Here is an 11,735-nt window from a genome sequence, read left to right as displayed (position 1 = left end):
CCCACGTGACGCAGGACATACGGCGCTAGCATTCACCGTATGAGTACCCACCAGCACCTTCCGCACCCCGCGGAAGCACCCGCACCGCTTCCCACCGGCGCCGGGCGGATCTTCAGCAAGCCCGTCCTCGCGTGGGCATCCTGGGACTGGGGATCGGCCGCGTTCAACGCCGTCATGACGACGTTCGTCTTCACCGTCTACCTCACCTCCGAAGCCTTCGGTGGAGAGGAACGCGCCTCGCAGGTTCTCGGCTGGGGGCTCGCGGTGGCCGGCCTGCTGATCGCCCTCCTCGCGCCGGTCACCGGCCAGCGCTCGGACAGCGGCGGCCGCCGGAAACGGTGGCTCGGCGTGAACACGCTGATCGTCGTGGTGCTGACGGCGCTGTGCTTCTTCGTGTTCCCGAGCCCGGAGATGCTGATCCTCGGGGTCGCACTCATCGCCGCAGCCAACATCTTCTTCGAGTTCGCAGGCGTCAACTACAACGCGATGATGACCCAGATCTCGACCCCGTCGACGATCGGCCGCATCAGCGGCTTCGGGTGGGCCATGGGCTATGTGGGCGGGATCGTCGCCCTCGTGCTGGTCCTCGTGCTGTTCATCCAGCCGGTGGTGGACTGGCAGGGCGCCTCCAGCGACGACGGCCTGAACATCCGGCTGGTGGCCGTCTTCTCGGCCCTGTGGTTCGCCGCATTCGCCCTGCCGGTGCTGCTGGCCGTTCCCGAGGTGCCGCGCAGGGCCAGGGCCGCCCAGCTCGGGTTCCTGGCCTCCTACGGCCTCCTCGTCCGGCGAGTGAAGGCGATCTATCGGGAAAGCCCCCACACGATCTTCTTCCTGCTGGCCAGTGCCATCTTCAGGGACGGCCTCGCGGCGGTCTTCACGTTCGGGGGAATCCTCGCGGCCGGGGCCTTCGGATTCTCCGCGAGCATGGTGATCGTCTTCGCCATCGCCGCGAACGTCATCGCTGCTGCAGGGGCCGTGATCGGCGGTTTCCTCGATGACCGCATCGGCCCCAAGCGGGTCATCATCGGCGCCTTGGTCGGTCTGCTCGTCGCCGGTACGGCCATCCTCCTGCTCGGGACGGAGACCCACTCCTTCTTCGGGACGCGATGGACGTCCGATACGACGTTCTGGGTGTTCGGGCTGCTGCTCACCCTGTTCGTCGGGCCGGCACAGGCATCCTCGCGCGCCTACCTTGCACGACTGGCACCTGTCGGTGACGAGGGCGAGCTCTTCGGCCTCTACGCCACGACGGGCCGCGCCGTGAGCTTCCTGGCACCGACCCTCTTCGCACTCTGCATCGGGATCTTCGGCTCGCAACTGTACGGAGTGATCGGCATCCTCGCGGTCCTGCTCGCCGGGTTGCTCGTCCTGCTGCCGGTCAAGCCGCCCGCCCGCGTGGTGCGCGCCGTCGTCCCCGAGGCCTAGGTCCTCGCTCCGAGCAGGTCGGTGTGGCCCGTCCGGGTCAGATGCTCGTCCGGTGGAAGTTGAGGTGGCTGCGTGACGCCGTCGGTCCGCGCTGGCCCTGGTACCGGTTGCCGTACTCCCCGGACCCGTAGGGGTACTCCGCCGGCGACGTGAGCTTGAAGAAGCACAGCTGCCCGATCTTCGAGCCCGGCCACAACTTGATCGGCAGGGTCGCCATGTTCGACAACTCGAGGGTCACGTGGCCGGAGAAGCCGGGGTCGATGAACCCTGCCGTGGAGTGCGTCAGCAGGCCGAGACGACCGAGGGACGACTTGCCCTCGAGGCGCGCGGCGATGTCGTCGGGCAGCGTCACGGTCTCGTACGTGGAGCCCAGCACGAACTCACCTGGATGGAGGATGAACGGCTCCCCGGGGGCTACCTCGACCAGGCGCGTGAGGTCCGGCTGATCCTCGGCGGGGTCGATGTAGGCGTACTTGTGGTTGTCGAAGAGCCGGAAGTAGCGGTCGATGCGGACGTCGACACTCGAGGGCTGCACCATCGCGGGATCGTGCGGTTCGAGGACGATCCGCTGAGCGGCCAGTTCTGCTCGGATGTCGCGGTCTGAGATCAGCACCGTCCAAAACTACCAGCCCGCCGCACGGCTCCGGAGCTGCCGGTCAGCGCCCGATCTCGGTGCGCACGGCGAAGAGTTCGGGAAAGAAGGTGAGCTCGAGCGCGCGCTGCAGGAATCCGACGCCGGAGGAACCACCCGTGCCCGCCTTGAAGCCGATCGTCCGTGCCACGGTCTTCAGGTGACGGAACCGCCAGAGCTGGAAGTTGTCCTCGAGGTCCACCAGTTCCTCGCACGCCTCGTAGATGTCCCAGTGGCCGGCGGCGTCCTCGTACACCTGCTTGTAGACGGCGACGAGCGCAGGGGTGAACTCGTGGGCGGCACTCACGTCACGGTGCAGCAGGCTCTCCGGAACGGCGTAACCACGGCGTGCCAGGAGCGCGACGAACTCGTCGTACACGCTGCTCTCACCCAGGAGCTCCGTGAGCAGCGCCTGCGCCGCCGGATCCGCGTCGAACACCTGGATCATGGCCGCGTTCTTGTTGCCCAGCAGGAACTCGACGGCGCGGTACTGGTAGGACTGGAAGCCGCTCGAGGAACCGAGATCGCCGCGGAACTCCGCGTACTCGGACGGTGTGAGTGTCGCCAGTACCGACCACTGCTCGGTCAGGGAGCGCTGGATGTGCTTGATGCGGGCGATCCCCTTCATCGCCGCGCGCAGGTCGTCCGCCCGGAGGTGGACGCGCACGGCGCGAAGCTCATGCAGCACGAGCTTGAGCCACAGCTCGGATGTCTGGTGCTGGATGATGAACAGCATCTCGTCGTGATGCTCGGGCGAGCTCACGGGATGCTGCGCGTCGAGCAGCTTGTCCAGCTCGAGGTAGGAGCCGTAGCTCATCTTGTCCGAGAAGTCCCGCTCGATGCCCTGCTCCAGGTCGCGGGTGTTCCGCTCAACACTCATGCGGCCAAGACTACGTGCCGCGGAATGTCGGTTCTCAGGTCTACGTTGGGACCAATCCAAGGAGGTCTTCATGCAGCGCATCCACTGCAGCATCGTCCCACCGCACCTGCTCACCCGTCTCGCCGCCCTCAGGGATCCGCGCCTCTCGGTGGCGGCCAGGGCGGCACGACACGCGCTGCAGGAACTCGATCCCCTCCTGCAGGTCCGCTCGGAGGCACTACGGGCTCCCGTCCGTCGGGGAACGGCGATCGCCGGGACGCTCACCCGGAGGATCTACGACGCCGGCGGCCAGGAGGAGTTACCCGGGCGGCTCGTACGGGGCGAGGGCGCGTTCGCGACCGGCGATCCCGCGGCGGACGAGGCCTACGACGGGCTCGGGTCCACGTACCAGCTCTTCAGCGAGGAGTACGGCCGCTCGTCGATCGACGGAGCGGGCAAGCCCCTCGAGGCCACGGTCCACTACGGGACGAATTACGACAATGCCTTCTGGGACGGCGAGCGCATGGTCTTCGGGGACGGGGACGGCGAGATCTTCGGCCGGTTCACCGCATCGCTGACCGTGATCAGCCACGAGCTCACCCATGGCTTCACGCAGTACTCCACCAACCTCGTCTACCAGGGCCAGTCCGGCGCGCTCAACGAATCGCTCTCCGACGTCTTCGGGGTCCTCGTGGAGCAGCGGAACCTCGGGCAGGACGCCGACACGGCGTCCTGGCTCGTGGGAGCCGGGATCTTCACGCAGCAGGTGGAAGGGACGGCACTGCGGTCCCTCAAGGCGCCGGGTACGGCCTACGACGACGACGTCCTCGGCAAGGATCCCCAGCCCGCAGTCATGGCGGACTATGTGCAGACGGCGTCGGACAACGGCGGAGTCCACATCAACTCCGGCATCCCGAACCATGCCTTCTACCTCGCGGCGACCACGCTGGGGGGTCGCGCCTGGGAGGGGGCGGGCCGCGTCTGGTACGACGCCGTGCTGAGCGGCAGCATCCCGCCCGACTGCGATTTCCCGACCTTCGCGACAGCCACGACCGAGGCCGCTGCCAGGCGCTTCGGAACCGGGAGCCGCGAGGCCGACGCCGTGTCCGGAGCATGGTCGCAGGTAGGGGTGCTGCGGTGAGGATCGAGATCACGCGGACTGGCGGATTCGCCGGGCTCTCCCGCACCTGGAGCCTCGAGGTGAGCCGGACGGAGGCGGAGCAGCGGTGGCTGCCACTGGCGGAGGCCGAAGCAGGCGGAACTGCAACAGGCGGAACTGCAACAGGCGGAGCTGCAGCGGACGAACCCGCGGCCCACCAGGGCTCGGCCGACGTTCCCGGGCCACCGGCTCCCGGTCAGCAGCGCGACCGCTTCACCTACCGGATCGCTATCGGCTACACGGAGGTCCATCTTCCGGAGGGCCGACTCGAGGAGCCGTGGCGCGAACTGATAGAGCGCGCCAAGGGTGCCGGGACGGCGGACTCGCGGTCGAAGGACGCCGAATCCGGGAAGCCCGGAGAACTGTTGTAAGGTGATGGAGCGGTTTCAACTGCCGCGCGGGCGTAGCTCAATGGTAGAGCGCTAGCTTCCCAAGCTCGATACGCGGGTTCGATTCCCGTCGCCCGCTCCAGCACTTGCCTGGGGTGTTCCTCATCGCCTCGGTGTGCGCAAGGACACCTTCCGCACCGGGTACGAGCCCCGTGATCGGCAGTATCCTTGAGGCGATGATTCGCACAATGTTCACTTCGAAGATCCACCGCGCCACGGTGACGCATGCCGACCTGCACTACGTCGGCTCCGTCACCGTCGATCTCGATCTGCTCGAAGCCGCGGACATCCTGCCCGGCGAACTCGTCTCGATCGTGGACATCACCAACGGGGCCCGGCTCGAGACCTACACCATCGCCGGCGAGCGGGGAACCGGTGTCATCGGCATCAACGGAGCGGCCGCGCACCTCGTGCAGCGCGGCGACCTCGTCATCCTGATCGCCTACGCCCAGATGACGACGGAAGAGGCTCGGGCCTTCGTGCCCACCATCGTCCATGTCGACGCCCACAACCGGATCGTCGAGCTCGGCTCCGATCCCGCTGAGGCCATCGCGGGCGACGTCGAACGCCCTCCCTTCGCGCTGGACAACTCCGCCGTCTCCGCCTGAGGCGCGTCTCCACCGACGCCTCCCCTCCGCACTTCCGCGCCCGGGCCGCGCCTGCCTCCGCGCCTCCCCTCCGCGCCTCCCCTCCCTGCCCCGGCCGCGCTGCCTCCGCGCTTCCCCTCCGCGATTTCCGTCCGCGCCTGACGCACTTGCCGCGCCCGGCGCGCCTAGCACTGCTGGCGTGCTGCCTCCTCGTTGCTGGATCGTAAGCACCCTGCCTAGCGGTTTGGGTCGGCAGGGCTTAGGGTCAAAAAGCAAGCTTGCTTAGGCTGTCGATTCGATCGAACCGTCAGCCGGGTTGTCTACGAGGATGTGGAGGCTCGGTACGAATGCCGACTAGTCGAAGAACACGCAGTGCGAGGAGCCGTCCGAAAGCCGCCGTGCTGGCCGGCGTCCTGATGAGCACGCTGGCCATGAGTGGTTGCGGACCGGCGCAGGCGGACAACGGCCTGACCTGGTACATCAACCCGGATGCCGGCGGTCAGGCGGCCATCGCGCAGAAATGCAGCGAGGAGTCCGGCGGGCGCTACAGCATCGAGACGTCGCTCCTTCCGAGTGATGCCGCTTCGCAGCGGGAGCAGCTCGCGCGCCGCCTCGCAGCAGGGGACACTTCGCTCGACATCATGAGCCTCGATCCACCCTTCATCCCCGAACTGGCCGAGCCTGGTTTCCTGGCGCCGGTTCCCGAGGAGCTCGCGGAGAGCGCCTCGGAGAACGTCGTCGAAGGCGCGCTCGCGGGCGCGACCTGGAAGGACGAACTGGTGACTGTTCCCTTCTGGGCCAACACGCAGATCCTCTGGTACCGGAAGTCCGTGGCCGAGGCAGCCGGCCTGGACATGACCAAGCCCGTCACCTGGGACCAGATCATGGAAGCCGCCAAGAGCCAGGAGAAGGCGCTGGGCGTCCAGGGCGCCCAGGCCGAGTCGATGACCGTCTGGGTGAACGCGCTCGTCGAATCGGCGGGTGGATCGATCATCGTCGACCCCGAGGCCACGGCCGACACCATCGAGCTGGGCCTCGATTCCGAGGCCGGGGCCGAGGCCGCCCGGGTCATCTCGACGATCGGGAAGGACGGGCTGGGCGGCCCGGGGCTGCCCACCCAGGACGAGAATGGCTCACTCATCGCCTTCCAGGGTGATTCGGGCTCCTTCATGGTGAACTACCCGTTCGTCTGGCCGGCCACGACGGCCGCCGTCGAAGCCGGCACGCTCGACCAGGAGGTCCTCGACGACCTCGGGTGGGGCATCTTCCCCCGGATGACCGAGGACCAGGAGTCCGCTCCCCCGCTCGGTGGCATCAACCTCGGTGTCGGCGCGGAAAGCGACAATCCCGAACTCGCCTACGAGGCGATCGAGTGCATCGTCGCGGTGGAGAACCAGTCGGAGTACTTCGTGACCAACGGCAACCCTCCGTCCAACACGGAGGCCTACGAGGACCCCCGTATCGAGGAGTCCTTCCCGATGGCCGAGACCATCAGGGACTCGCTCCAGCTCGCAGCACCCCGTCCGCAGACCCCGTTCTACAACGAGGTCTCCACCGGCATCCAGCAGACCTGGGCGCCACCTGCCGCAGTCGACCCCGAAAGCACCCCGGGGTCCTCGAGCACCTTCATCACTTCGGTCCTCAGAGGGGAGCAACTCCTGTGACCTCCGCCATTCCGGCCAGGACGACGACGGCGTCGTCCGGTGAACCCGGTCCGCGCCTCGACGCAGCGAACGAGAAAACCAACGGCAAGACCAGGAAAGCACCGAAGCAGTACAGCGACCGGGCGCGGGCAGAGCGTCGCCTCGGCTGGATCCTCGCCGGTCCGGCCTTCATCATCATGCTGCTGGTGACCCTGTACCCGATCCTGCAGGCCCTCTACGAATCGCTGTTCCGCTTCCGCCTCACCGCTCCCAGCGAGCGCGAGTTCATCGGCCTCGGGAACTACGCCGTGATCCTCTCCGACCCTGTGTGGTGGTCGGACCTCTGGACGACGGTCCTCATCACGATCGTCACCGTGGCCGTGGAACTCGTCCTCGGTTTCGCCCTCGCCCTCGTGATGCATAAGGCGCTGAAATCCGTCCGCGGACTGCTGCGCACCGCGATCCTCGTCCCGTACGGCATCATCACCGTGGTGTCGGCGTTCGCGTGGTTCTACGCGTTCGACATCAGCTCGGGGTACGTCAACAGCTGGTTCAGCTGGCTCCCGGGGATCGACGAGGACCTGAACTGGTTCGCGCAGGGCCCCACGGCCCTCTTCGTCATCATGGCCTCGGAGATCTGGAAGACCACACCGTTCATCTCGCTGCTCCTGCTCGCGGGCCTCGCACAGGTGCCCGATGAACTCAGCGAAGCGGCGAAGGTCGACGGCGCCACCTGGTGGGAGCAGATGCGCAAGGTCATCATCCCCAACATGAAGGCGGCGATCATGGTCGCCGTCCTCTTCAGGGCACTGGACGCCTTCCGCATCTTCGACAACGTCTTCATCATGACGAATGGCGCCTACGGAACCGAAGTGCTGTCGCTCCTCGCCTATCGCCAGTCGATCAGCAGGCTCGAGATCGGCCTCGGCTCGGCCGTCTCCGTGCTCCTGTTCCTGTGCGTCCTGCTGATCTGCTTCGTGGCGATCAAGCTGTTCAAAGTCGATCTCGCCGGATCGCAGGGAGGAAAGTAATGACGAACACCAGCACCAGGAACAAGGTCCTGTGGGCCGTCGCAACGGTCCTCGTCCTCATCTACGCACTGTTCCCCGTCGTCTCGATCCTCGCCACCTCCTTCAAGACACCGAGCGACCTGACGAGCGGCAAGTTCCTGCCGTCGTCGGGCACGGCCACGACGAGCAACTACGAGCAGATCCTGGTCGGCGACGCCCAGGGCCTGTTCCTCTCGGCCCTGCGCAACTCGATCGGCATCTCGCTGATCGCCACGTTCATCGCCGTCGTGCTGGCCACGCTGTGCGCCTATGCGATCGCCCGGCTCGACTTCCCCGGCAAGAAACTGGTCCTGACCACCGCGCTGGCGGTCTCGATCTTCCCGGTCATCTCGATCGTGACGCCGCTGTTCAACCTCTGGCGCACGATCGGCCTCTACGACACCTGGCTCGGCCTCATCATCCCGTACCTCTCCCTCACCCTCCCGATCTCCATCTGGACCCTCGCGGCGTTCTTCCGCCAGATCCCGTGGGAGCTCGAGCAGGCCGCCCAGGTCGACGGGGCGACGACGTGGCAGGCGTTCCGGAAGGCGATCGTGCCGCTGGCCGCTCCCGGGGTCTTCACCACCGCGATCATCGCCTTCTTCATCGCATGGAACGACTTCGTGTACGGCATCTCCCTCACGTCGACCGAGGCGGCGCGGCCGGTTCCCGCGGCGCTCGCGTTCTTCACGGGTGCCTCGCAGTTCGAAGCGCCCACCGGGGCGATCTCGGCGGCCGCGATCATCGTCACCATCCCGATCGTCCTCCTCGTCCTGCTCTTCCAACGCCAGATCGTCTCAGGCCTGACCTCGGGCGCCGTCAAGGGCTAACGCCCCCGGTTCAAGTAAAGGATCCGCACCATGGCTTCAATCACCCTCAACCACCTGGTCAAGAAGTACGGCGACGGTTTCCCCGCCGTGAACGACGTCAGCATCGACATCGCGGACGGCGAGTTCATCATCCTCGTCGGCCCGTCCGGCTGCGGGAAGTCCACGCTCCTGCGCATGATCGTGGGCCTGGAGGACATCACGGACGGCGACCTCCTGATCAACGGCCAGCGCGTGAATGACAAGGCACCCCGCGACCGCAACCTGGCGATGGTGTTCCAGAACTACGCGCTGTACCCGCACCTGACCGTGTACGAGAACATCGCGTTCCCGCTGCGCCTGGCCAAGGGCAAGCACTCGGAGGACCAGGTGAACAAGCTGGTCACCGAGGCGGCCGCCACGCTCGAGCTCACGGACCACCTGCAGCGCAAGCCCGCCAACCTCTCCGGTGGTCAGCGGCAGCGCGTTGCCATGGGCCGCGCGATCGTGCGCCAGGCCGACGCGTTCCTCTTCGACGAGCCGCTCTCGAACCTGGACGCCAAGCTCCGTGGCCAGATGCGCTCGGAGATCTCGCAGATGCAGCGCCGCCTCGGCGTCACCTCGATCTACGTCACGCACGACCAGACGGAAGCCATGACCCTCGGTGATCGCGTGGCCGTACTGAAGAAGGGCGAGCTCCAGCAGATCGCCTCGCCCCGCGAGCTCTACGAGCAGCCCGTCAACCTCTTCGTCGCCGGCTTCATCGGTTCGCCGTCGATGAACTTCCTGCCCGCGACGCTGGAGGGCAACGTCCTGCAGACGGCCCTCGGCGCCATCGAGATCCCGGCGGACAAGGCGCGGAAGGCCTCGGGGAAGAAGGTGGTCCTGGTCGGCGTCCGCCCGGAGTTCTTCGAGGACGCGAAGCTGGTGGAGGACCACAAGCGCTCGAACGGATCGACCTTCACGGCGACCCTGACGCACACCGAATGGCTCGGCAACGAGCAGTACGGCTACATCAACTTCGATCCCGCACCGGAGATGCGCGAGCTCCTCGACAACCTGGCGCGGGAGATGGACGCGGACGAACTCCGCCCGCAGGTCGTCGTCACCCTCGATGCAGCGAGCCGTATCCGCGGTGGCCGCGAGGCGGAGCTCTGGCTCGATACGCGCAAGCTCCACCTGTTCGACGCGGAGTCGGGCGAGAACCTCACGCGCGACGCCGAGGCGGGCGCCGAACTCACCCGGGAGGCCAACGAGGAGCGCGCCGAGGAGATCGCGACTGCCCAGCAGGCGGACCTGGACGGCAACGGCAACGGCAGCGGCTTCAGCAGCGGCACCTCGAACCGCGTCGCCACCGGCACGGTAGACGCCGGGGCGGGCGCGTCCGGTGGAGCCACTGCTGCCGGCGGGAAGCACGCCGCCGGCTGACGGTACGGCAGTGCCCGCTCCTCCGGGCGGGACATCCAGCACGGGACCGGCACCCAGGAGGGTGCCGGTCCCGCTGTGTAGTGTGGCCCTATGGTCGATCACGACGGCGCCGCCCAGGTCGCCGACATCACTGCCGGATACGTCTTCGACGGACCCACCCTCCACCTCGGGGCGGCCCTCGTGGACGGAACACTGCACACCGACGCGCAGGTGCGCCTGCCCCTCGCGATGATGAACCGCCACGGGCTGATCGCGGGTGCGACCGGTACCGGCAAGACCGTGACGCTGCAGGTCCTGGCGGAGCAGCTCTCCGCGCAGGGAGTCCCGGTCTTCCTGTCCGACATCAAGGGTGATCTCACGGGGCTTACCGCGCCGGGGACGGCGTCGGAGCGGCTGACCGAGCGCACCGCGGGCGTCGGCCAGGACTGGACCCCGGCTGGTTTCCCGGTGGAGTTCCTCACTCTCGGCGGCGACGGCGACGGCATTCCGGTGCGTGCCACCATCACCTCGTTCGGGCCCCTGCTGCTCAGCCGCGTCATGGACCTGAACGAGACGCAGGAATCGAGCCTCCACCTCGTCTTCCACTATGCGGACAAGAATGGATTGGAACTCTACAACCTCGCCGACCTGCGGGCAGTGATCGGATTCCTCACCTCCGACGAGGGCAAGGACGCGCTCGCGGAGCTCGGCGGCCTGTCCAAGGCGACGGCCGGCGTCATCCTGCGCGAATTGGTCACCCTCGAGGCGCAGGGTGTGGATGCCTTCTTCGGCGAGCCGGAGTTCGACACGGCGAACCTGCTCAGGACGGCCTCCGACGGCCGCGGCATCATCACCTCGCTCGAGCTCGTCACGGTGCAGCAGAAGCCCCGGCTGTTCTCCACGTTCCTGATGTGGCTCCTCGCCGACCTGTTCGCCGAACTGCCGGAGGTCGGCGATCTCGACAAACCGCGTCTCGTCTTCTTCCTCGATGAGGCACACCTGCTGTTCACGGGATCCTCGAAGGCCTTCCGGGAGTCCATCCAGGCGACCGTGCGGCTCATCAGGTCCAAGGGCGTCGGTATCTTCTTCGTCACGCAGACACCGAAGGACATTCCGGGCGAGGTCCTGGGGCAGCTCGCCAACAGGGTGCAGCACGCGCTGCGCGCCTTCACGCCCGACGACGCCAAGGCCCTCCGCGCGACCGTCTCCACCTTCCCCAAGAGCCCCTACGACCTCGAGGAGGTCCTGACCTCCGCGGGCATCGGCGAAGCGGTCGTGACCGTCATGAACGAGCGTGGCGCCCCGACTCCGGTCGCCTGGACTCGCCTTCGCTCCCCCGAGTCCACCATGGGGCGGGCACCGGAAGGAACAGTCCCCCCCGTCGTCGCCTCGTCGTCCCTCCTCGATCGATACAGCACGGCGATCGACAGCCACTCCGCCTACGAGGAGCTCACCGGGCGCCGTGCATCCCCGGAAGCGCGAGGCCCGGTCTCCGCCGGCACGACGGCGCCCGCCCCCGCCCCGGTTCCCGAGGAGCGCGACGCCGAAGCGCGCCGTATCGAGGAGGACATTCTTGGCGTGCCTTCCCCGCCCTCCCGGAGCGACCGGAAGGACCGGAATGGCCGGAGCGAGCGCCCCAGCACGGCGGACCGGCGACGCGGCGCGGACAACAATGAGATGGCCGACCTCGCGCTCAGGGCCGCCGGCGTCATCGGGAAGGAACTGGCGCGGGGGCTCTTCGGAACGAGCCGCCGCAAGCGCCGGTGGTAGCGGGAGCGCC

11 protein-coding genes and 1 tRNA gene are annotated in these 11,735 nt (G+C 67.4%); 10 read left to right on the top strand and 2 right to left on the bottom strand.

The features are described from left to right. The first annotated feature begins 39 nt into the window (after positions 1-39). A complete protein-coding gene (locus CXQ96_RS01510; RefSeq protein ID WP_104116249.1) occupies positions 40-1,425 on the top strand; it encodes an MFS transporter in 1,386 nt (461 codons plus the stop codon). Positions 1,426-1,462: 37 nt separating this feature from the next. Here CXQ96_RS01510 and dcd read toward each other — a convergent pair whose 3' ends face one another. Both dcd and kynA read right to left on the bottom strand, forming a co-directional pair. After that, positions 1,463-2,038: a dCTP deaminase gene (gene dcd, locus CXQ96_RS01505; RefSeq protein ID WP_104116248.1), complete on the bottom strand. Its 576-nt coding sequence runs from the start codon at positions 2,036-2,038 to the stop codon at positions 1,463-1,465. A gap of 43 nt (positions 2,039-2,081) precedes the next feature. Beyond that, positions 2,082-2,936: a tryptophan 2,3-dioxygenase gene (kynA, locus tag CXQ96_RS01500; RefSeq protein ID WP_104116247.1), complete on the bottom strand. Its 855-nt coding sequence runs from the start codon at positions 2,934-2,936 to the stop codon at positions 2,082-2,084. Positions 2,937-3,006: 70 nt separating this feature from the next. Here kynA and CXQ96_RS01495 point away from each other — a divergent pair, with 70 nt between their 5' ends. From CXQ96_RS01495 to CXQ96_RS01455, 9 genes are all read left to right on the top strand, one after another. After that, entirely contained in the window at positions 3,007-4,056 is a 1,050-nt protein-coding gene (locus tag CXQ96_RS01495) for a M4 family metallopeptidase (protein WP_104116246.1), read from the top strand. Further along, positions 4,053-4,445, top strand: coding sequence for a protealysin inhibitor emfourin (locus tag CXQ96_RS01490; protein ID WP_104116245.1), 393 nt, complete (start codon positions 4,053-4,055; stop codon positions 4,443-4,445). Before CXQ96_RS01495 ends, CXQ96_RS01490 begins: the two co-directional genes overlap by 4 nt. A 26-nt stretch (positions 4,446-4,471) precedes the next feature. After that, positions 4,472-4,545 (top strand) — tRNA-Gly (locus CXQ96_RS01485). Between the two features lie 94 nt (positions 4,546-4,639). Then, complete coding sequence (gene panD / locus CXQ96_RS01480) at positions 4,640-5,071, top strand: aspartate 1-decarboxylase (RefSeq protein ID WP_181036319.1); 432 nt, start codon at positions 4,640-4,642, stop codon at positions 5,069-5,071. 395 nt (positions 5,072-5,466) lie between these two features. Then, positions 5,467-6,714: an extracellular solute-binding protein gene (locus tag CXQ96_RS01475; protein WP_258058768.1), complete on the top strand. Its 1,248-nt coding sequence runs from the start codon at positions 5,467-5,469 to the stop codon at positions 6,712-6,714. Further along, complete coding sequence (locus tag CXQ96_RS01470) at positions 6,711-7,724, top strand: carbohydrate ABC transporter permease (RefSeq protein ID WP_258058720.1); 1,014 nt, start codon at positions 6,711-6,713, stop codon at positions 7,722-7,724. Before CXQ96_RS01475 ends, CXQ96_RS01470 begins: the two co-directional genes overlap by 4 nt. Beyond that, positions 7,724-8,572 carry a carbohydrate ABC transporter permease gene (locus CXQ96_RS01465; RefSeq protein WP_104116242.1) on the top strand — a complete coding sequence of 283 codons (849 nt, stop codon included), beginning with the start codon at positions 7,724-7,726 and terminating at the stop codon, positions 8,570-8,572. Before CXQ96_RS01470 ends, CXQ96_RS01465 begins: the two co-directional genes overlap by 1 nt. A 30-nt stretch (positions 8,573-8,602) precedes the next feature. Then, positions 8,603-9,976, top strand: coding sequence for an ABC transporter ATP-binding protein (locus CXQ96_RS01460; protein ID WP_104116241.1), 1,374 nt, complete (start codon positions 8,603-8,605; stop codon positions 9,974-9,976). A gap of 90 nt (positions 9,977-10,066) precedes the next feature. Continuing rightward, positions 10,067-11,725 (top strand): helicase HerA-like domain-containing protein, encoded by a 1,659-nt coding sequence (locus CXQ96_RS01455; RefSeq protein ID WP_104116240.1) that lies wholly within the window; start codon positions 10,067-10,069, stop codon positions 11,723-11,725. Positions 11,726-11,735: the final 10 nt, after the last annotated feature.

This window comes from Arthrobacter sp. B1805, from assembly GCF_002929745.1.
In the GTDB taxonomy this organism is placed as follows: Bacteria; Actinomycetota; Actinomycetes; order Actinomycetales; family Micrococcaceae; genus Arthrobacter_D.
Note: the sequence above shows the minus strand (reverse complement) of the source record. Positions and strands in the feature narration are given on the sequence as shown.